General features: G+C 64.4%; 22 protein-coding genes. All 22 read left to right on the forward strand.

From position 1 onward, the window contains the following. Positions 1–38 precede the first annotated feature (38 nt). The 22 genes from acpP to nuoL all read left to right on the forward strand — a co-directional run bounded on the left by acpP (position 39) and on the right by nuoL (position 23,172). Positions 39–278 carry an acyl carrier protein gene (acpP, locus tag ACFPPB_RS09065; protein ID WP_007805185.1) on the forward strand — a complete coding sequence of 80 codons (240 nt, stop codon included), beginning with the start codon at positions 39–41 and terminating at the stop codon, positions 276–278. Between the two features lie 267 nt (positions 279–545). Continuing rightward, positions 546–1,784: a beta-ketoacyl-ACP synthase II gene (gene fabF, locus ACFPPB_RS09070; RefSeq protein WP_377326441.1), complete on the forward strand. Its 1,239-nt coding sequence runs from the start codon at positions 546–548 to the stop codon at positions 1,782–1,784. Between the two features lie 2 nt (positions 1,785–1,786). Further along, on the forward strand, positions 1,787–3,133 hold the full coding sequence (locus tag ACFPPB_RS09075) for an aminodeoxychorismate synthase component I (RefSeq protein WP_377326442.1): 1,347 nt from the start codon (positions 1,787–1,789) through the stop codon (positions 3,131–3,133). Continuing rightward, a complete protein-coding gene (gene pabC, locus ACFPPB_RS09080) occupies positions 3,133–3,960 on the forward strand; it encodes an aminodeoxychorismate lyase (protein WP_377326443.1) in 828 nt (275 codons plus the stop codon). The genes ACFPPB_RS09075 and pabC overlap by 1 nt, the downstream gene beginning before the upstream one ends. Then, complete coding sequence (gene mltG / locus ACFPPB_RS09085) at positions 3,957–4,991, forward strand: endolytic transglycosylase MltG (protein WP_377326444.1); 1,035 nt, start codon at positions 3,957–3,959, stop codon at positions 4,989–4,991. Before pabC ends, mltG begins: the two co-directional genes overlap by 4 nt. Next, positions 4,988–5,629 carry a dTMP kinase gene (gene tmk, locus ACFPPB_RS09090; RefSeq protein WP_377326445.1) on the forward strand — a complete coding sequence of 214 codons (642 nt, stop codon included), beginning with the start codon at positions 4,988–4,990 and terminating at the stop codon, positions 5,627–5,629. The genes mltG and tmk overlap by 4 nt, the downstream gene beginning before the upstream one ends. Further along, positions 5,626–6,561 carry a DNA polymerase III subunit delta' gene (gene holB / locus ACFPPB_RS09095; RefSeq protein WP_377326446.1) on the forward strand — a complete coding sequence of 312 codons (936 nt, stop codon included), beginning with the start codon at positions 5,626–5,628 and terminating at the stop codon, positions 6,559–6,561. The genes tmk and holB overlap by 4 nt, the downstream gene beginning before the upstream one ends. Continuing rightward, entirely contained in the window at positions 6,558–7,523 is a 966-nt protein-coding gene (locus ACFPPB_RS09100) for a PIG-L deacetylase family protein (RefSeq protein WP_377326447.1), read from the forward strand. Before holB ends, ACFPPB_RS09100 begins: the two co-directional genes overlap by 4 nt. A gap of 218 nt (positions 7,524–7,741) precedes the next feature. Continuing rightward, positions 7,742–10,621, forward strand: a complete 2,880-nt coding sequence (locus ACFPPB_RS09105; RefSeq protein ID WP_377326448.1) for a bifunctional diguanylate cyclase/phosphodiesterase — start codon at positions 7,742–7,744, stop codon at positions 10,619–10,621. Positions 10,622–10,742: 121 nt separating this feature from the next. Beyond that, the gene (locus ACFPPB_RS09110) at positions 10,743–11,096 is read left to right on the forward strand and encodes a PilZ domain-containing protein (protein WP_377326449.1); all 354 of its coding nucleotides are present in this window, start codon (positions 10,743–10,745) and stop codon (positions 11,094–11,096) included. A gap of 251 nt (positions 11,097–11,347) precedes the next feature. Further along, positions 11,348–11,704 (forward strand): NADH-quinone oxidoreductase subunit A, encoded by a 357-nt coding sequence (locus tag ACFPPB_RS09115; RefSeq protein ID WP_377326450.1) that lies wholly within the window; start codon positions 11,348–11,350, stop codon positions 11,702–11,704. After that, a complete protein-coding gene (locus ACFPPB_RS09120; protein WP_077555618.1) occupies positions 11,695–12,252 on the forward strand; it encodes a NuoB/complex I 20 kDa subunit family protein in 558 nt (185 codons plus the stop codon). Before ACFPPB_RS09115 ends, ACFPPB_RS09120 begins: the two co-directional genes overlap by 10 nt. A 9-nt stretch (positions 12,253–12,261) precedes the next feature. Continuing rightward, positions 12,262–12,990 carry an NADH-quinone oxidoreductase subunit C gene (locus tag ACFPPB_RS09125; RefSeq protein WP_377326451.1) on the forward strand — a complete coding sequence of 243 codons (729 nt, stop codon included), beginning with the start codon at positions 12,262–12,264 and terminating at the stop codon, positions 12,988–12,990. Positions 12,991–12,992: 2 nt separating this feature from the next. Next, complete coding sequence (locus ACFPPB_RS09130) at positions 12,993–14,246, forward strand: NADH-quinone oxidoreductase subunit D (protein ID WP_377326452.1); 1,254 nt, start codon at positions 12,993–12,995, stop codon at positions 14,244–14,246. Positions 14,247–14,412: 166 nt separating this feature from the next. Continuing rightward, positions 14,413–14,940 (forward strand): NADH-quinone oxidoreductase subunit NuoE, encoded by a 528-nt coding sequence (nuoE, locus tag ACFPPB_RS09135; RefSeq protein ID WP_377326453.1) that lies wholly within the window; start codon positions 14,413–14,415, stop codon positions 14,938–14,940. A gap of 3 nt (positions 14,941–14,943) precedes the next feature. Next, positions 14,944–16,269 (forward strand): NADH-quinone oxidoreductase subunit NuoF, encoded by a 1,326-nt coding sequence (nuoF, locus tag ACFPPB_RS09140; RefSeq protein ID WP_377326454.1) that lies wholly within the window; start codon positions 14,944–14,946, stop codon positions 16,267–16,269. Then, entirely contained in the window at positions 16,266–18,605 is a 2,340-nt protein-coding gene (nuoG, locus tag ACFPPB_RS09145; protein WP_377326455.1) for an NADH-quinone oxidoreductase subunit NuoG, read from the forward strand. The genes nuoF and nuoG overlap by 4 nt, the downstream gene beginning before the upstream one ends. 5 nt (positions 18,606–18,610) lie before the next feature. Then, on the forward strand, positions 18,611–19,663 hold the full coding sequence (nuoH, locus tag ACFPPB_RS09150; protein ID WP_377326456.1) for an NADH-quinone oxidoreductase subunit NuoH: 1,053 nt from the start codon (positions 18,611–18,613) through the stop codon (positions 19,661–19,663). 3 nt (positions 19,664–19,666) lie between these two features. Then, a complete protein-coding gene (gene nuoI, locus ACFPPB_RS09155) occupies positions 19,667–20,158 on the forward strand; it encodes an NADH-quinone oxidoreductase subunit NuoI (protein ID WP_377326457.1) in 492 nt (163 codons plus the stop codon). Between the two features lie 8 nt (positions 20,159–20,166). Beyond that, the gene (locus ACFPPB_RS09160) at positions 20,167–20,817 is read left to right on the forward strand and encodes an NADH-quinone oxidoreductase subunit J (protein ID WP_377326458.1); all 651 of its coding nucleotides are present in this window, start codon (positions 20,167–20,169) and stop codon (positions 20,815–20,817) included. After that, complete coding sequence (gene nuoK / locus ACFPPB_RS09165) at positions 20,814–21,119, forward strand: NADH-quinone oxidoreductase subunit NuoK (protein WP_072760924.1); 306 nt, start codon at positions 20,814–20,816, stop codon at positions 21,117–21,119. The genes ACFPPB_RS09160 and nuoK overlap by 4 nt, the downstream gene beginning before the upstream one ends. A 4-nt stretch (positions 21,120–21,123) precedes the next feature. Next, complete coding sequence (gene nuoL / locus ACFPPB_RS09170; protein ID WP_377326459.1) at positions 21,124–23,172, forward strand: NADH-quinone oxidoreductase subunit L; 2,049 nt, start codon at positions 21,124–21,126, stop codon at positions 23,170–23,172. Positions 23,173–23,183 lie beyond the last annotated feature (11 nt).

Raw genomic sequence — 23,183 nt, forward strand, 5'->3', positions numbered from 1 at the left:
CACAGACAAACATTTACTCCTTGAGAGGTATGGGCAACATGAGCACCATCGAAGAGCGCGTCAAGAAAATCGTCATCGAGCAGTTGGGCGTGAAAGAAGATGAAGTCACGGCGAACGCTTCGTTCGTGGACGATCTGGGCGCAGACTCGCTGGACACGGTGGAACTGGTGATGGCGCTCGAGGAAGAGTTCGAGACCGAGATTCCCGACGAAGACGCCGAGAAGATCACCACCGTGCAGCAGGCCGTGGATTACATCAAGGCCCACTCCAAGGATTGATTGGCACGGAATGGATTGATCGGGCACCGATCGATTCGGGATTTCATGCCCCCTGCCGGACTGGCAGGCATTTCACTGGCCAGTCCTTCCATGTGGGGATATCGAACGCTGCGCCTTCCCGGCGCAGTTTTCGTTTCTGCATTTTGTAACGTCCTACCCCGTATGGTGGGCGGGATGCGTCCCTGCCACGGTGGATGACGTATCTGCGATTCGCATCGCGAAGTACCCGCCGACGGTGGTTTTGCGGAATACACGAAGGAATACAGCATGAGCAAGCGTCGAGTAGTAGTGACCGGCATGGGCATCATCTCGCCGGTCGGCAACGACATCGCCACCGCCTGGGACCATGTTCTCAAGGGCGTCAGCGGGATCGGCCCGGTCACCCATTTCGATACCTCCGCTTATTCCACGCGCATCGCCGGTCAGGTCAGCGGCTTCGATCCGGCGCAGTGGATGCCGGTCAAGGACGTCAAGAAGATGGATCCATTCATCCACTACGGCGTGGCGGCGGGCACCCAGGCGCTGCGCGATTCCGGGCTGGAAGTGACCGAAGAAAACGCGCCGCGCATCGGCGTGGCGGTCGGCGCCGGCATCGGCGGCCTGTACACGATCGAGGCGACCACGCTGGAACTGGCTGCCAAGGGGCCACGCCGGGTCTCGCCGTTCTACGTGCCCAGCTCGATCATCAACATGGTGTCGGGCCAGCTGTCGATCATGTTCGGGCTGAAGGGGCCGAACATCGCCTGCGTCACCGCGTGCACCACGGCGACTCACAACATCGGCCTGGCTGCGCGGATGATCCAGTACGGCGATGCCGATGCGATGATTGCCGGCGGCACCGAGTTCGCCACCACCGGCACCGCGATGGCCGGCTTCTGCTCGGCCAAGGCGATGTCTACCCGCAACGACGACCCGACCAGGGCCAGCCGTCCGTGGGACAAGGACCGTGACGGCTTCGTGCTGTCCGACGGTGCCGGCGTGTTGATGCTGGAAGAGTACGAACACGCCAAGGCGCGTGGCGCCCGGATCTACGCCGAGCTGGTCGGTTTCGGCATGAGCGGCGATGCGTTCCACATGACCGCGCCGAGCGAGGGTGGCGAAGGCGCTGCCCGCTGCATGCAGAGCGCACTGAACGATGCCCACCTCGCGCCGACCGACGTGCAATACGTCAATGCGCATGGCACCTCGACGCCGCTCGGCGATCTGGGGGAGGTGATGGCGGCGAAGAAGATCTTCGGCGATCACGCCTACAAGCTGGCGATGAGCTCGACCAAGTCGACCACCGGGCATCTGCTGGGTGCGGCCGGCGGCGTCGAAGCGATCTTCACCATCCTGGCGCTGCGCGATCAGGTGTTGCCGCCGACGATCAACCTGGACGAGCCAAGCGAAGGCTGCGACCTGGACTTCGTGCCGCATACCGCGCGCGAGGCGAAGCTCGACGTGGCGATCTCCAATTCGTTCGGCTTCGGCGGCACCAACGGCACGCTGGCATTCCGTCGCGCCTGAGCGTGGCCTGCCAGCGGCGCATTCTGGAGGGCCGGCGCGACTTGCTCGCGCCGGCCGCTTCATTTCCGGAGCGCTATCCGTGCCTGCTGGAAAGCGTGGTGCGCGGCACCGCGCAGTCGCGTTACGACATCCTGTTCGCGTTTCCCGGTGACCGGCTCGTGCTGCACGCGGACGGTCAGCTCCACGATGGTGCGGGCAACCCTCGCGCGGGACGTTTCCTCGATGCGCTGGACGCGGCCTGGCAAGCCGAACGATTGCAACCGGACGACGATGAACTGCCGTTTCATGGCGGCTGGGTGCTGCTGCTGGCGTACGAACTGGCCAGCGAGATCGAGCCGAAATTGAATCTGCGGACGCCTGCGGTATTGCCGGTGGCACTCGCCGTGCGCTGCCCGGCGGCGGTGATCGTCGACCACGCACGCGACTGCACGATCCTGATTGCCGAGGCGTGCCATGAGCACGTACTCGATGCGCTGGAGCGAGATCTTGCGGCAACTCCATCGATTCCATCGCTGGTTGCGCCGATAGCGTGGGAAGAGGATGCGCCGCCGCGTTTTCTGGACGGTGTGACGCGCATCCACGAACATCTGTACGCCGGCGACATTTTCCAGGTGAACCTGTCGCGCGCCTGGCGTGCGCGCTATGCGCAGCCACCCACGGCAGCCTCGCTGTATGCCGTATTGCGCCAGGCCAATCCGGCACCGTTTGCCGGCCTGCTGCAGCAGCCGGGATGGGCGGTGGTGAGTTCCTCCCCGGAGCGGCTGGTCGAAGTGCGTCGTGGCGTGGCGCAGACCCGGCCGATCGCCGGCACGCGGCCGCGGCTGCCCGGCGACGACGAAGTGGCGCGCATCCGCGAATTGAGCGCGCATCCGAAGGAGCGCGCCGAGCATGTGATGCTGATCGACCTGGAGCGCAACGATCTTGGCCGCGTCTGCGTGCCGGGCACGGTCGAGGTCGACGAGTTGATGGCAGTGGAAAGTTACGCCCACGTTCACCACATTGTCTCCAATGTACGTGGCCGTCTGCGTGCCGGAGTGACGCCCGGTGAGGTGATCGCCGCCACTTTTCCCGGCGGCACCATCACCGGGTGTCCCAAGGTGCGTTGCATGGAAATCATTGCCGCACTGGAAGATGCGCCGCGTGGCGCCTACACCGGCGCGCTGGGCTATCTCGATCGCAACGGTGACCTCGATTTGAACATCCTGATCCGCACCCTGACCCTGGCCGGCGACGAAGTCAGCCTGCGCGCAGGCGCCGGCATCGTTGCCGATTCGGTGGCAGCGAGTGAACTGGATGAAACCCGTGCCAAGGCCCGCGGCCTGCTGCGCGCGCTGGGAGTGCCGGACTGATGGCCATGCGCATGCTGATCGATGGCGCAGCCGCCGACCAGGTTCCCGCACTGGATCGCGGCCTGGCTTACGGCGACGGTTTGTTCGAGAGCATCCGGCTCGTCGGTGCCGTGGCGCCGTTGTGGTCGCGCCACATGCGGCGGCTGTCCGAAAGTTGCGAGCGCCTGCGCATACCGGTGCCCGATGCGGCGCAATTGTGGCGCGAGACCTTGGACGTCCCCCGCGGCATGCCGCACTCGGTGGTGCGCATCACCGTGACGCGGGGTGTCGGCGAGCGCGGCTACGCGTTGCCGGCGGCGCCGCGACCGATGCGCGTGATAGCCGCCTTCGCGCCACCGCAGGTCGCGGACTCTGCGTATGCGCAAGGCGTGCGCGTGCGTGTATGCGATATCCGCCTGGCGGAACAGCCGTTGCTGGCCGGGATGAAACACCTCAATCGACTGGAGCAGGTGCTGGCACGCGCCGAGTGGAGCGATCCGGCGATCGCCGAGGGCGTGCTGTGCGATAGTCATGGCCGGGTGATTTCGGCGACCATGGCCAACCTGTTTGCGGTCGTCGACGGTGTGCTGCTGACCCCGGCGCTGGATCGCTGCGGTGTGGCGGGGGTTGCTCGTGCCGAAGTGCTGGCGGCATGTCCGCAAACGCAGGTTGGTGAGCTGACGCTGGACGCCTTGTTGGGGGCCAGCGAGGTTTTTCTCAGTTCGAGCGTGCGCGGCATCGTGCCGGTACGTTCACTGGACAGGCAGGATTATGCGGTGGGCGAGATGACCCGCCAGCTGCAACAGCACTGGCGCGATCTTGGATTTTTGATGGAGCAGGGCGGATGAGTGACAAACCGATGCGTGGGCGCGTGCGGCCACGTGTGTTGCTGATCATGCTGCTGGTGCTGGCCGCTGCGCTGGTCTATGGCTGGAACGACTTCAACCGGTTCAGCAACGCGCCGCTGAACGTGACGGCACAGGGCGACAGCATCGACGTCGGTCGCGGCAGCAGCTTCAAGAGCATCGTCGGCGAACTGCGTCAGCGCAAGCTGAGCAGCGCCAACACCTGGTATTGGCGGCTGCTGGCCGAGCAGATGCGCGTGGCGGGCAAGCTGCATGCCGGCGAGTACGCTCTGAACGTCGGCATCACGCCGCGCCGGCTGCTCGCCAACATGGCAGCCGGCAAGGTGTTGCGGCGCAATTTCACCATCGTCGACGGCTGGACTTTTGCCGAGTTGCGCCAGGCGCTCGCCAATGCCGACAAGCTCCGTCACGACAGCGTCAACCTGGACGATGCCACGATCATGCAGAAGATCGGCGCCCCCGGCGAGGCACCCGAGGGACGCTTCCTGCCGGAGACCTACGCCTACGTGAAAGGCGACAGCGACTTGGACATTCTCAAGCGCGCACACGGCGCCATGGCAAAGACGCTGGATGCACTGTGGCCGGCGCGCGCCAAGGATCTGCCGCTGGCAACCCCGTACGATGCGCTGATCCTCGCGTCGATCGTGGAGAAGGAGACCGGCCGCCCCGATGAGCGCGCGCAGATCGCCGGCGTGTTCGTGCGACGCCTGCAGAATCACATGCTGCTGCAGACCGATCCCAGCGTGATCTACGGCATGGGCGCGAGCTACGCCGGCAATATCCACAAGAGCGACCTCACCACCGATACGCCTTACAACACCTACACCCGCCCTGGCCTGCCACCGACGCCGATTGCGCTGCCGGGCAAGCCGGCACTGCAGGCGGCGTTGCATCCGGCTGCCGGTGACGCGCTTTATTTTGTGGCCCGCGGCGATGGCGGTCATGTTTTTTCCAGCACGCTGGAGGAACACAATCGCAACGTCGACTGCTACCAGCGGAAGCATTGCCAATGAGTGTGGCGCGCGGAAAATTCATCAGCCTCGAAGGTGGCGAAGGTGCCGGCAAGAGCACCTTGCTGGCCGGCCTGCGCGCCTACATCGAACAGTGCGGCATCGCGCTGGTGCAGACGCGCGAACCCGGTGGCACCGCCGTAGGCGAAGCGGTGCGCGCGATCGTGCTCGATCCGGCCCAGCACGCACTGGCCGCCGAGACCGAGCTGCTGCTGATGTTTGCCTCGCGCGCGCAGCTCGTGCGCGAGCTGATCGAGCCGGCCCTGGGCGCCGGACAGTGGGTACTGTGCGACCGCTTCACCGATGCCAGCTACGCGTATCAAGGCGGCGGTCGCGGCCAGCCCGTCGGGCGCATTGCCGAGCTGGAGCGCTGGGCCTGTGCCGGCGTGAAGCCCGACCTGACCTTGCTGCTCGATCTGCCGGTGGCGACCGGACGTGCCCGCGCCGCCGGCCGCGGCGACGCCGACCGCATCGAAGTCGAGGCGGATGCTTTTTTCGAACGCGTGCGCATGAGCTATCGCGAACGGGCGACGGCCGAGCCGGACCGTTTCCGGGTGATCGACGCCAGTCAATCGGCCGCGGCGGTGCTGGAAGCGGCGATACGGACGCTGGCCGCACTGGTTGGAGATCCGCCTGCATGAACCTTTTGCCCTGGCACGCCGAACACTGGGCGCGGCTGCAGGCGCGCCGCCAGCGCGATGCGCTGCCGCACGCCTTGTTGCTGTGTGGTGCGGCAGGCCTGGGCAAGCGCGCGTTCGCCCAGCGTTTCGTGCAGGGCTTGCTGTGCTCGGAACCCGCCGACGGCGATCCGTGCGGCCGTTGCCGCAGTTGCCTGCTGGTTGCCGCCGGCACGCATCCGGACGTGATTTCGCTGAGCTTCGGCCTGCGCAAGGATGGCGTGCTGCGCAGCGAGATCGTGGTCGACCAGATCCGCGAGCTGTCGGCGCGGCTGGCCATGCGCAGCCAGTTCGGCGGCTGGCAGGTCGCCACCATCGACCCGGCCGATGCGATGAATCCGGCCGCCGCCAATGCCTTGCTGAAGACACTGGAAGAGCCTGCCGCGCAGACCATGCTGATCCTGCTGGGCGATGCGCCGTGGCGCCTGCCGCAGACCATCCGCAGCCGCTGCCAGCGGATCGAGTTTCACCTGCCGGCTGCCGCAGATGCCTTGGCCTGGCTGCAGGCCGATGGTGTGCGCGATGCGGCCACTGCGCTCGACGCTGCCGGCGGCAATCCCGGCCTGGCCCGCGCCTGGGCGCAGGAAGGCGCGCTCGACCGCCGGCTGGAAGTGCGCAAGGACCTGGCCGCACTCGCCGCGGGCCGTGGCCAGCCGCTGGACGTCGTCAAGCGCTGGCTGGACAGCGAGCCGGCGCAGCGGTTGTGGTTTGCCGCGCAGGCTGCCGCCGACGAGATCAAGGCGCGCTCGGCCGAGCGCAGCGGGCCGCTGGCCAGTGCGATGGACGTGGAGGCGCTGGGCCACTGGTACAGCGCGGTCAATCGCACCCGCGAGGGCTTGCGCGGTCCGTTGCGCGGCGACTTGTTGCTGCTGGAACTGCTGGCGCAGTGGCGTTGAACGAGTCCGTCGCGAATCCATCCCCGGCGGCTCCGGCGAACGGATTGCCGGCGTTTTCCGCGCAGACCCGCTTGCTGGTCGTGGCACCGCACCCGGACGACGAAACCATCGCCACCGGCCTGTTGATCCAGCAGGTGCTGGCGGCGGGCGGCGAGGTGCGCATCCTGCTGTTGACGGCGGGCGACAACAATCCATGGCCGCAGCGCTGGCTGGAGCGGCGTGTGTGGATCGGCGCCGCCGATCGGCGGCGCTGGGGACGGCACCGCCACTCGGAATTGCTGCAGGCCCTGCAGTGCCTCGGCGTGCCGACTTCGGCGCTGCAGACACTGGGCTGGCCGGATATGGGGGTCACGGACCTGCTGCTGCAGACGACAGCAACGGCGGTGTCGACCGTGGCTGCGGCAATCGACCAGTTTCGCCCTGGCCTGATCGCGCTGCCGGCGCTGGACGATCGCCATCCCGACCACGGCTCGGCGCACGTCCTGGTGCGGCTGGCCCTGGCCGGGCAGTCGCACCCGCCCCGGCTGTTGGCCTATCTGGTGCATGGTCACGCACAGGACGACGGTTTCATCGAAATCCACGGCTCGGCCGCGCAGGCCACGAACAAGCGCAAGGCACTGGCAGCACATCGCAGCCAGATGGCCTTGAGCAGCAGGCGCCTGCGCCGCCTGGCCACCATGCCGGAACGCTATCTCGACCTGTCGGCGCTGCCGGCGGCCTCTTCTTCGACGCTGCCATGGCAGCCCCAGAGGTGGTTATGTCGGTGGCTGCGGCTGAGCGTGGTCAGTACGGCCGGAGCGCAGAGCTGGTGCTGGCGAGAGGCTCCGCTGCAACGTGACGGTCAGGATACCCATCGGTTGACCGCTTTGCCTGCCGCGGCTGCCGCTCCGCGTTTCGCCAGGCTGGCGCTGGATTTGCCTTCGGTGTGGATATTCGACCACTGGGGCTGGTGCGCGCTCTGAACCGGGTTGCATCGTGGACGCCGGTCTTGCATAGCGCAATTGACAGGACTAGCTTCTGGCGCTGGGGGAAGTGGTGATGCGGGTGCAGCCAGCGGCTGCCGATGACGCTGATGCAGCCAGACGCTGCGCCGTCGCCGCGACATCATCGAAACCGGTTGTCGACCCAGCGGCGATGTCGAGGCAGGCCGCTGGCTACGTTTACCCGGCTGAGCAACTGAATGCACAATCCGGATCTGAATTCGTTAGATGCCCATCCAGCGCCGGAAACCGCGTCTAGCGAGCATTTCTACGCCGCGCTTTTCGACATCAGTCAGTTGCTGGTTCGCTCGCTCGACCCACCTGCGCTCTACCATGCCGTCATCGAGGTGCTCGAGCACCGGATCGGCGCGTTGTGGGTGATGGTAGGCGAGGTGGACCGCGGCAGCGGATGGTTCCGCCGCATCGCTCCTGCTCATATCGCGCCGGGTGTGGCGGATATCTACCCCGAGCACATGCCGTTTTCGGTCGCGCGACCGGCGTTCTGGCAAGGGATGCCGCAGCTGGAAAACGATATCCGCCATACGCCGGGTCTGGAGATGTTCCGTCCGGCCTACATACGGCATGGCATAGCTTCCGTCGTTGCCTTGCCGATCATGAAATTTGGCGAGGTATGCGCGGGGCTGGTGATACGGTCCTCGCATCCCGGCTACTTTTCGCCGCGCATGATCGAGCTGCTGCAGCAGGCCGCCGCCAGCATCGGGTTGGGGCTGGAGGTGCACGAGCAACGCAGCTTGCTGCTGCAATCGGTCCAGGAGGAGGCTTGCCAGCGACGCGCTTTACGTCTGCTCAGCGAGATGGTCAAGGTGGTGACGCACAGCCCGGACGAGCAGACATTGCTGACGGATGCCGGTCGGGTCATGAGGCGAACGGGCGGGTACCAGGCGGCACGGATCGCCTTGCTGGAGGGTGACGACAGACAGACGCTGCGCTTGCACGTCCAGGGCGGCGCGGCGGACGACTCCGGGCAGGAGGCCCTGCTCCACCTTGACGACGTCGCACATGCCGATGACGCCGCCGTCATCGCGACACTGACGGGTCGGCCGCAGTTGAGACATCCGCGGCCGTCGGCCCTGGCGGACTGGCCGTTTGCCGGCGATTCCCCGGGCCCGCGCGCGCTGCTGGCACTCCCGCTACTGATAGAGGGACTCGTTGCCGGTGTGTTCGTGATCGCTGCGGCCGAGGCCGATGCGTTTGTCCCGATCGAGGTGCAGATTTTTTCGGAAATGGCAGTCGAGCTGGGGCTGGGCATCCAGATGCAGCGTGCGCGTGCGGCACGCCTGGCCGCCGAGCAGGATCTGCGGTTCAACCTGCAGCATTTCCAGACGGTGCTGTCGAACCAGTACTCCGGCGTGCTGGTGATGTCCGAGGACAACCGCGTGAAGTTCGTCAATGAGGCGTTCTGCGAACTTTTCGGTTTGCCAGAGGCCCCTTCCGAGCTGGAGAACCTCTCGTCCGACACGATCTATGAGCGCTTGAAACCCACCCTCGAAGATCCCGATCGCGAGTGGCAGCGGGTCCAGGACATTCTGGCCAGGAACGAGCCGGTCAGGGGCGATGAGGTCGCCATCAAGGGCGGCCGTACTTTCCTGCGCGACTTCATTCCGATCACCATCGACGGCGTGCCGCGTGGGCGGCTGTGGCATCAGCGCGACGTCACCGAACAGAAGCTGCACGAGGTGAGGGTCGAGCAATTGGCCTTCTACGACGTCGTTACGGGTCTGCCGAATCGGCGCCTGCTGTTCGACCTGCTGGAACAGGCGCGGCTGCAAACCACCCGGCAGCATTCGCTGCTGGCTGTGGGCGTGCTGGATCTCGATCGCTTCAAGAGCGTCAATGACACGATCGGACACGGGGGCGGCGACCATGTGCTGACCGAAGCTTCGGCGCGAATCCTCGGCATGCTGCGCGAAGCCGACGTGCTGGCCCGTTTTGGCGGCGATGAATTTGCGCTGGTTATCCCGGGCCTCGACAGCCGCGAGCAGCTCGACGTCATCAGCCGCTGCATCCTGCAGGCCTTGCGGGCTCCGTTCAACCTGATGGGCGAACAACTGTATCTGTCGGCCAGCATCGGCTGGACCTTGTTTCCGCTCGACGCATCCGACGCCGAAGGCCTGGTTCGCCACGCCGACCTGGCGATGTATGCGGCAAAGGAAGAGGGCAAGGACCGGGGTTTGCTGTACCAGCCGGCGATGGAGCTGGAGCAGTTGCGGCTGCAGGCGATGCGCGAACGGATCGCCCAGGCGCTGCAACAGTCGCGTCTGCAACTGCTGTTCCAGCCGATCGTGTACATCGACGGTCTGCCTGGCCTGAACGGGGTCGCCGGCATGGAGGCGCTGCTGCGCCTGGATGACACCGGGCAGGAATTGATCGAACCCGGCAAGTTCATGCATGTGCTGGATGACCCGCAACTGGCCCGGCCGATCGGCCGCTATGTGCTGGACGAGGCATTGAAATGCTGCCAGTCCTGGATGCGGGCAGGTGTCTCGATCCCGGTTTCGATCAACATCAGCACGCGCCATCTGCTGCATCCGGCGTTCTTCACCGATATCGACGCCGTACTCGAGACCTACCCGGACGTGATGGATGTGGGTTTCGGCATCGAGGTGACCGAAACCGGCCCGTCGATGGATCATGCCCGCGCCAAGACCGTCATCGAGGAATGCCGCCGGCGCGGCATCCGCGTCGGCCTGGATGATTTCGGCACTGGCAGCGCCTCGCTGAGCCATATCCAGCAACTCGACATCGAACACATCAAGCTCGACCAGAGCTTCGTGCGCGACATCCTCAGCGACGAACGAAACATGGCGATTGCGGCAGGGGTCATCACCACCGCCCGCATGCTGGCCAAGACGGTGATCGCCGAAGGTGTCGAGACTGCGGAGCAGGGCGATCTGCTGGCTTCGCTGGGTTGCCATCAGTTGCAGGGTTTTTCCATTTCGCGGCCGATGCCGGCCGCGACCGTGCCGGAATGGGTTGCCTGCTGGGTACCTCCCGTGTCGTGGGGAAACCTGGTCAACGAGCGCCAGTCGCTGCTGGCCAGTCAGCCCTATGGCGGATGAAAATAGGGCCGCGACGCACAGATAAGAGATGTGGAATGTCGCGGCGGTGGTGCGCGTGCGGCGCAGCGTCTAAGATCGGTACCATCGATCGGGCGGCTAGCGCGTCCGGCAGGAGCTCAGCATGAAACCCATGGCTGCCCGTCAGGGCATCATTTCACTGAAAATCAAGGATGCGGCCTCGCTGTACAACGCGTACATGCCGTTCCTGAAGCACGGCGGGTTGTTTGCGGCGACGGCGCAGACGTATTCGCTCGGTGACGAAGTGGTGCTGCTGGTAACCCTGGCCGAGGAAACCGAGCGGCTGTCGGTGGTGGGCAAGGTGGTCTGGATCAGTCCGGTCGGTGCGCAGGGCAACCGCACGGCAGGCATCGGCGTCCACTTCAACGAATCAGGCGACGCCGAGGCCGCCCGCAGCCGGATCGAGAACATTCTCGCCGGCACGCTGACTTCCGAGCGGGCCACCCACACGATGTGAAATACATGGCGATAATTCGCACGCCATCGGCCGTCAAGGCTTGTTGTACACCTACGCACTGATACAATGGCGAGATTCGCGGGCTCGTTCCGCGGAACATCGGACGCCTGCGGTTTCGGTTTCAAACCTGCAGGCGTGGCTCAGCAGCTTCTGGCTGCGTCGGCCTGCCGAATCGAAGTCGCCGGACCGCGAGTTACCGGATTAGTCCCGCGGTCACTGATGCGCCACATGGCGCGGAGGTAAGTTGCATCGTGCTTGCCGAATACTGGCCCGTTCTGTTGTTCATCGGCGTTGCCACCGGTCTCGGCCTGGTGCTGCTGGCGGTCGGCCTGCTGGCCGGTCCGCGTCGTCCCGAGGCGGAAAAACTTGCGCCGTACGAGTGCGGCTTCGAGGCGTTTGAAGATGCCCGCATGCGCTTCGACGTGCGCTACTACCTGCTCGCCATCCTGTTCATCATCTTCGATCTGGAAATCGCCTTCCTGTTTCCTTGGGCGGTGGTGTTCCAGCAGATCGGCGTGACCGCGCTGATCGAGATGGCGCTGTTCCTGCTGCTGCTGATCGTCGGTTTCGCCTACGTGTGGAAGAAGGGAGCACTGGAATGGGAGTGATCTCCTCCATCGACAAGGTGATGCATAACCCGCAGCCGTTGAATCTTGTCGACGACATCCTGCGGCCGGCCGGCGACAACCCGGTGGTCCAGCGCGGCTTTGCCACTACCAGTGTCGACGCGCTGATGAACTGGGCGCGCACCGGCTCGATGTGGCCGATGACGTTTGGTCTGGCCTGTTGCGCGGTCGAGATGATGCATGCCGGCGCAGCGCGGCTGGATCTGGATCGCTACGGCGTGATCTTCCGCCCCAGTCCGCGCCAGTCCGACGTGATGATCGTGGCCGGCACCCTCGTCAACAAGATGGCCCCGGCGCTGCGCAAGGTCTATGACCAGATGCCCGAGCCGAAATGGGTGATCTCGATGGGCAGCTGCGCCAACGGCGGTGGTTATTACCATTATTCCTATTCGGTGGTGCGCGGTTGCGATCGCATCGTGCCGGTGGACATCTACGTGCCGGGTTGCCCGCCCACGGCCGAAGCGTTGATCCATGGCATCCTGCAATTGCAGAAGAAGATCCGCCGTACCAGCACCATCGCGCGTTCGTGAGGCCCTGATATGTCCGACACACCTGCGACCTCGCTGGCCGAACGTCTTGCTGCGCGATTCGGCGACACGTTGAGCATCAGCACGCAACGCAACGAAATCACCGCCGAACTGGCCGCTCCCGACCTGATCGCCGTGGCCACAGCACTGCGCGACGAGCCGGGTTTCCGTTTCAGCGAGCTGATCGACCTGTGCGGCGTCGACTACCTCGGCTATGGCCAGACCGAGTGGGATACGACCGACATCTCGTGGACCGGTTTCTCGCGCGGTGTGGAAGGCCAGGCGATGGGTCGCTTCGACTGGGCCGGGCGTCCGCGCGGCCACGACGAGCCGCGCCGCTTTGCCGCGGTGATCCATCTGCTGTCGATCGAACACAACCGCCGCCTGTGCCTGCGCGTGTTCTGCGCGGACGACAGCTTGCCGGTGGTGCCGTCGCTGACCCTGGTCTGGCCGGGCGTGAACTGGTTCGAGCGCGAGGCGTTCGACCTCTACGGGATCATCTTCGATGGCCATCCGGACCTGCGCCGCATCCTGACCGACTACGGTTTCGTCGGCCATCCGTTCCGCAAGGACTTCCCGCTGATCGGCAATGTCGAGGTGCGCTACGACCCCGAGCAGAAGCGGGTGATCTACGAACCGGTATCGATCGAGCCCCGCGTGCTGGTGCCGCGCACCATCCGCAACGACGCCGACCTGATGCAGGCCAAAGCCGAAGCCGCCGACCACTGGCGGGAGAATTGAGCATGCAGGAAATCCGCAACTACACGATGAACTTCGGCCCGCAGCATCCGGCCGCGCACGGCGTGTTGCGCCTGGTGATGGAGATGGACGGCGAGACCATCGTCCGCGCCGATCCGCACGTGGGCCTGCTGCACCGTGGCACCGAGAAGCTGGCCGAGTCCAAGCCGTTCAACCAGTCGATCGGTTACATGGATCGGCTCGACTACGTCTCGATGATGTGCAACGAGCACGCCTATGTGAAGGCGATCGAGAACCTGCTGGGGATCGAGGCGCCGGAACGCGCGCAATACATCCGCACCATGTTCGACGAGATCACCCGCATCCTGAATCATCTGATGTGGATCGGCTCGAACGGTCTCGATCTCGGCGCGATGGCGGTGTTCCTGTACGCGTTCCGCGAGCGTGAGGAACTGATGGACGTGTACGAGGCGGTGTCGGGGGCGCGCATGCACGCGACCTACTATCGTCCCGGCGGCGTCTACCGCGATCTGCCGGCGCAGATGTCGCAGTACCGCGAGTCGCCGTGGCATAAAGGCAAGGACCTCAAGCGCATCAACAGCTGGCGCGAAGGTTCGATGCTGGACTATCTCGAGGCGTTCACAGCCGACTTCCCGTCGAAGGTGGACGAGTACGAGGAGCTGCTCACCAGCAACCGCATCTGGAAACAGCGCACGGTCGGCATCGGCGTGATCAGCCCCGAGCTGGCCCAGCAGTGGGGCATGACCGGCGTGATGCTGCGTGGCTCGGGCGTCGAGTGGGATCTGCGCAAGAAGCAGCCGTACGCGAAGTACGCCGAGATGGATTTCGACATCCCGGTCGGCGTCGGCGGCGACTGCTACGACCGTTACCTGTGCCGCGTCGAAGAGATGCGCCAGTCGAACCGGATCATCCAGCAGTGCGTGAAGTGGCTGAAGGCGAATCCGGGCCCGGTGATGGTCGAGAATTTCAAGGTCGCACCACCGTCGCGGGTCGAGATGAAGGAGGACATGGAAGCCATGATCCATCACTTCAAGCTGTTCACCGAGGGCTACTGCGTGCCGGCCGGCGAGACCTACGCCGCGGTCGAGGCGCCGAAGGGCGAGTTCGGCTGCTATCTGGTTTCCGACGGCGCCAACAAGCCGTTCCGAGTGCATCTGCGCGCCCCGGGTTTTGCCCACCTGTCGTCCATGGACACCATCGTGCGCGGCCACATGCTTGCCGACGTGGTGGCCATGATCGGTACCTATGACCTCGTGTTCGGCGAAGTGGATCGATGAATACGGGAATCGGGAAGCGGAAAGCGGGAGTCGCAAAAGCCGGTGCTCCGGATATTTTGTCGTCGCTCGGGTGCGTTCCGTTTTCCGTGTCCAGAGTTTCCAAATCGTTCGGAAAGATCGCCTCCCGATTCCCCATTCCCGATTCCCCATTCCCGGGTCTATTGCCATGAAAGCCACCGGACATTTCGAGCAGGTCAGGAACGTCGACCCGCTCGCCGTACTCACCGACCATACCCGCCATCACATCGATGAGTGGGTCGCAAAGTTCCCGCCGGATCGCAAGCGCTCCGCGCTGATCCAGGCGCTGTTCGCTGCGCAGGAGCAGAACCGGGGCTTCCTCACCGACGAGCTGATCACCGCGGTCGCGAAGTACCTCGACCTGCCGCCGGTATGGGCGTACGAAGTTTCCAGCTTCTACTCGATGCTGGAGACCAAGCCGGTCGGCCGCAACAACGTGGCGATCTGTACCAACATCTCGTGCTGGCTCAATGGCGCGGAAGGCCTGGTGCATCATTGCGAGAAGAAGCTCGGCATCAAGACCGGTGAAAGCACGCCGGACGGCCGCGTGTATCTGAAGCAGGAAGAGGAATGCATCGCCGCTTGCGTATACGCGCCGGCGATGACGGTGAACGGGCATTACCACGAGCGTCTCACCCCCGAGAAGCTCGACGAAATTCTGGACGGGTTGGAATAAGCCATGGCAGTCGGACCCGCACCGCAGGAACACCAGGTGGTTTACACCACGCTGCATTTCGACACGCCGTGGTCGATGGACAGCTATGAGAAGGTCGATGGCTACAAGGCCTGGAAGAAGATCCTCGCCGAGAAGCCCGACCCGGCCGCATTGATCGAGGAAATCAAGAAGAGCAGCCTGCGCGGTCGTGGCGGCGCGGGCTTCCCGACCGGACTGAAGTGGTCGTTCATGCCGAAAGGCACGATGCAGAAGTACATCCTGTGCAACTCGGACGAATCCGAGCCGGGCACGGCGAAGGATCGCGACATCCTGCGCTACAACCCGCATGCGGTGATCGAGGGGCTGGCGATCGCGTGCTATTGCACCGGCTCCACAGTCGCCTACAACTATCTGCGTGGCGAATTCCACCACGAGCCGTTCGAGCACTTCGAGGCGGCGCTGAAAGAAGCCTATGCGGCCGGGTTGCTGGGCAAGAACATCCAGGGTACCGGGCTGGACGTGGAGATCCACACCGCGCTGGGCGCTGGCGCCTATATCTGCGGCGAAGAGACCGCGATGATGGAATCGCTGGAAGGCAAGAAAGGGATGCCGCGGTTCAAGCCGCCGTTTCCGGCGGGCTTCGGCCTGTATGGCAAGCCGACCACGATCAACAACACCGAAACCTATGCATCCGTGCCGGCGATCCTGCGCAACGGTGCGGACTGGTTCCTCAACCTCGGCAAACCGAACAACGGTGGCCCGAAGATCTTCTCGGTCTCCGGCCACGTCAACCATCCCGGCAACTTCGAGATTCGCCTTGGCACGCCGTTCAAGGACCTGCTGGCGATGGCTGGCGGCGTCCGCAATGGCCACAAGCTGAAAGCGGTGATTCCCGGCGGCTCATCGATGAAAGTGCTGCCGGCCGACGTCATGCTCGAAAGCACGATGGACTACGACTGCCTGCAGAAGGCCGGCTCGGGCCTGGGTTCCGGGGCGGTGGTCGTGATGGACGAGACCACCTGCATGGTCAAGGTCTGCCACCGCATCTCGCGCTTCTACAAGGCCGAGTCGTGCGGTCAGTGCACGCCGTGCCGCGAAGGCACCGGTTGGATGTATCGCGTGCTGACGCGCATCGTCGATGGGCAGGGCACGCAAGAAGACCTGCATCGCCTGAAGGCGATTGCCGGTCAGATCGAGGGCCATACCATTTGCGCATTCGGTGAGGCCGCCGCGTGGCCGGTACAGGGTTTCCTTGCCCGCTTCTGGCCGGAATTCGAATACTTTGTGGAACACGGCCGCTCGATGACCGAAGACCAATTTGCCAAGAGCACTCAGGAGGTCGTCGCATGAGTGCGCAGCCGACGACTCCCGCAAGCGACCTGGTCAACCTTGAGGTTGATGGCAAGCCGACGCAGATTCGCAAGGGCGCGATGATCATCGAGGCGGCCGACGCGATCGGCGTGGTGATTCCGCGCTTCTGCTACCACCGCAAGCTGCCGATCGCCGCCAACTGCCGGATGTGCATGGTCGAAGTGGAAATGGGCGGCCGCCCGGTGCCCAAGGGTCTGCCGGCATGCGCCACGCCGGTGACCGAAGGCATGAGGGTGCAGACGCACTCGAAGCTCGCGCTGCAGTATCAGCGCGACGTGATGGAATTCCTGCTGATCAACCATCCGCTGGATTGCCCGATTTGCGATCAGGGCGGCGAGTGCGAGCTCCAGGATTTGTCGCTAGGCTTCGGTCGCAGCGTATCGCGCTTCACCGAACGCAAGCGCGCCGTGGCCGACGAGAACATTGGTCCGCTCGTCGCCACCGAGATGACCCGCTGCATTCATTGCACCCGCTGCGTGCGTTTCACCAGCGAGATCGCCGGCTCGTATGAGCTTGGCGGCATGGGTCGCACCGAGGACCTGTTGATTGGTACCTATATTGGTAGAACGATCGAGACCGAGCTTTCCGGCAACATCATCGATGTCTGCCCGGTCGGCGCGCTCACCAACAAGCCGTTCCAGTTCCAGGCGCGCGCGTGGGAGCTGATCGCCAAGCCGTCGATCGGCTATCACGATGCGCTCGGCTCCAACCTGTGGCTGCATGCGCGCCGTGGCGAAGTGTTGCGCACGGTGCCGCGCGACAACGAAGCGATCAACGAATGCTGGCTGTCCGATCGTGATCGCTACAGCCATCAAGGCCTGTACGCGGCCGACCGCATCCATGCGCCGGAAGTGAAGCGCGACGGCCAATGGCAGGCGACGACCTGGGAAGATGCACTGCAGTTTGCCGGCGATGCGCTGAAGAAGGCGTCGGGCAGCGAGCTGGGCATCCTGGTGCATCCGGCCAGCTCGAACGAGGAGGGCGATCTGCTGATGCGCCTGGCTCGCGGTCTGGGCAGCGCGCATATCGATCATCGTCTGCGCCAGCTCGACTTTGCCGACGGCGCCGTGGCCGGCAGTTTCGCGTTGCCGGTTACCCAGGTAGCGCAGGTCAAGGCCGCGTTGCTGGTCGGCTCCGACCTGCGGCATGAGATTCCGTTGCTCAACCATCGCCTGCATCAGGCGGTGAAGACGGGCGCGAAGGTGTACACGGTCAATCCGGCCCGCTTCGATTTCAATTACAAGTTGGCGGGTGAATCGATCGTCGCGCCGCAGGCGCTGGTCGATGCGCTGCTGTCAGTGGCCAAGGCGGCGGTAAGCGCCGGGGCAAGTGCGCCGGCGACGCTGGCCGATGCGATCGATGCCGCCTCCAGCGATCAGGGCGACAGCGACGCGATCGCCGCCATGAAACATGCTGCATCGGAGCAGGGCAGTGCGGTGGTGATTCTCGGCGAAGCCGCGGTCACCCATCCGCAGGCCTCCTGGTTGCGTGCGCTGGCCCGTTTCATCGCAGACGCCACCGGCGCCGGTTACAACGAACTGCCGGTTGGCGCGAATGCCGTCGGTCTCGCCACACTCGGCGTGCTGCCGGGTAACGGCGGACTGGACGCGCAGGCGATGCTGGCGCAGCCGCGCAAGAGCTACGTGTTGTACGGCGTCGAGCCGCCGCACGATTTCGCCGATGGCGCTACAGCACTGAAGGCATTGCGCAGTGCGGAACAGGTGGTCGCGTTCAGCGCCTATGCCAGCGCCGCGTTGCGCGAGGTGGCCGATGTGATCCTGCCGATCGCGCTGCTGCCGGAGATCGACGCGACGCTGGTCAACGTCGATGGCCTGGCGCAGGGCGTCAGCGCCGGCGCCAAGGCGCCCGGCCAGGCCCGTCCCGGCTGGAAGGTATTGCGTGCGCTGGGTGGTGCGCTGCAGCTGGCCGGTTTCGAGTTCGACGACCTGGCCGGCCTGCGCGCCGGCATCGGCGAGCGTGCCGTGCCGTCGCATGACGGTTTGGCTGCGCGCGCGACAGGTGCCGGCCTGACCCGCCTCGCCACATGGCCGATCTATCGCGGCGACGCCGTACTGCGTCGCGCCACCGCGCTGAATGCGCATCCGCTCAATCGGGCTGCGGCGGTACGCCTGAACGCGGCGGAGGCACAACGACTCGGCCTGGCCGATGGTGCGCAGGTGCGTATCGGCGACGTGCTGCTGCCGCTACGGTTCGATGCGGCCGTGCCGGATGGCGCGGCGTGGATCGAGGCTGCCCAGGATCTCACCGCCACGCTGCCGCCGTATGGCGCGGCCATCACCTTGAGCAAGGCATAAGCATCATGGCTGATCAACTTATCAACCAGCTCTTGTGGCCGATCATCTACATCCTGTGCATCACGGTGCCGCTGATCATCGCCGTGGCGATGTTCGTGTACTGGGAGCGCAAGGTCATCGGCTGGATGCACGTGCGACTGGGGCCGAGCAAGATCGGTCCGTTCGGCCTGCTGCAGGCGTTCGCCGACGTGGTCAAGCTGCTGATCAAGGAAGTGATCCTGCCGACCAAGGCGAACCGTTTCCTGTATTTCATGGCGCCGTTGCTGGCGCTGATCCCGGCACTGGCGGCGTGGTCGGTGATTCCGTTCAGCAGCAAGATGGTGCTGTCGAATGCGAATGCGGGTGTGCTGTACCTGCTGGCGATGACCTCGCTGGGGGTGTACGGCATCATCCTCGCGGGCTGGGCATCCAACTCGCGCTATGCGCTGCTGGGCGCGATGCGCTCGGCCGCGCAGGTGATTTCGTATGAACTGGCGATGGGCCTGTGCCTGGTTTGCGTGCTGGTGCTGGCCGGCTCGTTGAATCTCACCGACATCGTCAACGCGCAGGCCGGTCACAAGGGCTTGTTCGACTGGTTCTGGTTGCCGCTGTTGCCGGTGTTCGTGATCTATTTCATCTCCGGCGTGGCCGAGACCAACCGCGCGCCGTTCGACGTGGCCGAGGGCGAATCGGAAATCGTCGCCGGTTTCCACGTGGAATATTCCGGCTCGGCGTTCGCGATCTTCTTCCTGGCCGAATACGCCAACATGATCCTGGTCAGCTTCCTGGCCTCGATCCTGTTCCTGGGGGGGTGGCTCAGCCCGTTGCAGGGCTGGATCCACGCCGATGCGCCAGGCTGGATCAACTGGATCTGGACCGGCGGTTTCATCTGGCTGTTCATCAAGGCATTCGTGATGAGTTTCCTGTTCCTGTGGTTCCGCGCCACTTTCCCGCGTTATCGCTACGACCAGATCATGCGGCTGGGCTGGAAGGTGCTCATACCGATCGCCATCGTCTGGGTGATGGTCGCCGGCTGCATGAAATTTTTCGGCTGGGTCAGCATCGGCGTAGGGGCATAACCCATGAAACGTATTACCGGTTATTTCAAGAGTCTGCTGCTGATCGAGCTGTTCCAGGGCATGGGGCTGACCATGGGCTACATGTTCAAGCCCAAGTACACCGTGCGCTACCCGATGGAACACATCCCAAAGTCGAACCGCTTCCGCGGTCTGCATGCGCTGCGTCGCTATGCGAACGGTGAAGAGCGCTGCATCGCCTGCAAGCTGTGCGAGGCGGTGTGTCCGGCGCTGGCGATCACGATCGATTCGGCGCCGCGTGCGAGCGACGGCCAGCGCCGCACCACGCGCTACGACATCGACCTGTTCAAGTGCATCTACTGCGGCTTCTGCGAGGAGAGCTGCCCGGTCGACTCGATCGTCGAGACCAGCATCCACGAATACCACTTCGAACATCGTGGCGAGAACGTGGTGACCAAGCAGCAGCTGCTCGCCATCGGCGATCGTTTCGAGCAGCAGATTGCCGCCGACCGTGCGCAAGACGCGGCGTACCGCTGAGGCCAACGATGAATCCCCAACTGTTCCAACTCATCTGCTTCTACGCCTTCGGCTTCGTCACCGTGGCTGCCGCGCTGTCGGTGATCACGCTGAAGAACACCGTGCATGCCGTGCTGGCGCTGGTGCTGACGTTCTTCAGTGCCGCCTGCCTGTGGATGCTCATCGAAGCCGAATTCCTGGCGCTGGCGCTGATCGTGGTCTACGTCGGCGCGGTGATGGTGCTGTTCCTGTTCGTGGTGATGATGCTCGACATCGACCAGGAGAAGTTGCGCGAGGGCTTCGTTAAATTCCTGCCGGTCGGCCTGATCGTGGCGGCCGCCATGCTGGCGGAGATGCTGGGCCTGATCGGCGTGCGCGCCATTCATGCGCAGGTCATGGGCGCCAATCCCGCCGCTGTCGCCGGCCTGTCCAATACGGCGTGGCTGGGGCAGGCGCTGTATACGAAGTACCTGCTGCCGTTCGAGATCGCCGCGTTGATCCTCACCGTGGGCGTGGTGGCCGCGGTGGCGCTGACCCTGCGTCACCGCGGCGACACGCGTTACGAGTCGGCCAGCCAGCAGGTCAAGGTCAACCCGCGTGACCGCGTCCGCCTCGTGAAGATGGCGGCCGAGCGTCCCGTCGACGAATCGCCGGCTCCGCCTCAGGAACCCAAATCATGATCACGCTCTCGCACTACATCGTGCTCGGCGCGGTGCTGTTCTGCATCGCCGTCGCCGGTCTGTTCATCAACCGCAAGAACGTGATCGTGCTGCTGATGTCGATCGAGCTGATGCTGCTCGCGGTGAACATGAACTTCGTGGCGTTCTCGCGCTTCCTCGGCGATGTGTCGGGGCAGGTGTTCGTGTTCTTCATCCTCACCGTGGCCGCGGCGGAAGCCGCCATCGGTCTGGCGATCCTGGTGCTGCTGTTCCGTAATCGCAGCACGATCAATATCGCCGACATCGACAGCATGAAGGGCTGATCACATGGGTCTTTCCACATCCATCCTGCTGACGATCGCACTGGCCCCGCTGGTTGGTTGCCTGCTGGCGGGTTTCCTCGGCAAGTTTCTCGGCCGCGCCGGCTCGCACAGCGTCACCATCCTCGGCGTGGCCGTGTCCTGCGCGCTGTCGTTCTACGTGCTGTACCAGCTCACCGTGGGCGGAGCCACCACTTACAACCAGAACATCTACACCTGGTTCCAGATCGGCCACTTCAACGCCAGCGTCGGCTTCCTGGTCGACCGGCTGACCGCGATGATGCTGGTGGTGGTGAGCTTCGTGTCGCTGCTGGTGCACATCTACACCATCGGCTACATGGCCGACGACGACGGCTACAAGCGCTTTTTCAGCTACATCTCGCTGTTCACCTTCTCGATGTTCATGCTGGTGATGAGCAACAACTTCATGCAGCTGTTCTTCGGCTGGGAAGCGGTGGGCCTGGTGTCGTACCTGCTGATCGGCTTCTGGTACAAGCGGCCGACAGCGATCTTCGCGAACCTGAAGGCGTTCATGGTCAACCGCGTGGGCGACTTCGGCTTCCTGCTCGGCATCGCGGCAGTGCTCTATTTCCTCGGCACGCTGGATTACGCCACCGCGTTCGGCACGGCGCCCTCGCTGATTGGCAGGACCCTGCAGATCACCGCGAACACGCAGTGGGATGCGGCCACGGTGATCTGCATCTGCCTGTTCATCGGCGCGATGGGCAAGTCGGCACAGGTGCCGCTGCATGTGTGGCTGCCCGACTCGATGGAAGGCCCGACGCCGATCTCGGCGCTGATCCATGCCGCAACGATGGTCACCGCCGGCATCTTCATGGTGGCGCGCATGTCGCCGCTGTTCGAGCTGTCGTCGACCGCGCTGAGCTTCGTGCTGGTGATCGGCGCGACCACCGCGCTGTTTACCGGTTTGATAGGCATAGTCCAGCACGACATCAAGCGCGTGATCGCGTATTCGACGCTGTCGCAACTCGGCTACATGACGGTGGCGCTCGGCGTGTCGATGTACTCGGGCGCGGTGTTCCACCTGATGACGCACGCGTTCTTCAAGGCGCTGCTGTTCCTGGGCGCCGGCTCGGTGATCATCGCGATGCATCACGAGCAGGACATGCGCTACATGGGTGGCCTGCGCAAGTACATGCCGATCACCTGGATCACCATGTGGATCGGCTCGCTGGCTCTGGTGGCGATACCGTTCACCTCGGGCTTCTATTCGAAGGACGCGATTATCGAGGCGGTCGGCGAGTCGCATCGCTGGGGTTCGCACTACGCCTATTTCTGCGTCATGGCCGGCGCATTCGTCACCGCGGTGTACACGTTCCGCCAGATGTACCTCACGTTCCACGGCAAGGAGCGCTTCACCGTGGTGGCCGATCACGGCCACGGCCATCATGTCGCGCATTTCGACGACCACGGCCATCACGAGCAGGGCATCATGCATGAGTTGCCGAAGGAATCGCCGTGGGTGGTGACGTTGCCGCTGGTGCTGCTGGCGATCCCGTCGCTGCTGGTCGGTTTCTTCACGGTCAAGCCGGTGCTGTTCGGCGGCTGGTTCGGCAGCGCGATCCACGTGGACGCGGCGAACGACGTGCTCGGCGAGCTGGGGCAGCATTTCCACGGCGCCGCGGCGATGGCGCTGGATGGCTTGTGGAGCCTGCCGTTCGGGCTGGTGGTGCTGGCCTTCCTCGTCACCAGCTACATCTACCTGTTCAATCCGGCGATGGCCGACAGGGTGAAGAACGCACTGAAGCCGCTTTACAGCGCGCTCTACCACAAGTACTGGGTCGATGCGGTCTATTACGTGGTGTTCGCCCGCGGCGGCGTCATGCTCGGCCGCCTGTTCTGGAAGGCGGGCGACACGGCGGTGATCGACGACACCATGGTCAACGGCTCGGTGAACCTGATTCATCGTATCGCCGCGACGATGCGCCGTTTGCAGTCGGGTTACCTCTATCACTACGCCTTCGCGATGATTCTCGGCCTGATCCTGCTGCTGGGCGGGTACTGGTTGACGAATTCCGGGCTGGCCGGGCAATAAGGGAAGCAAGC

Origin of the sequence: Rhodanobacter terrae, from assembly GCF_042657005.1 — a bacterium.
Taxonomy (GTDB): Bacteria; Pseudomonadota; Gammaproteobacteria; order Xanthomonadales; family Rhodanobacteraceae; genus Rhodanobacter; species Rhodanobacter terrae.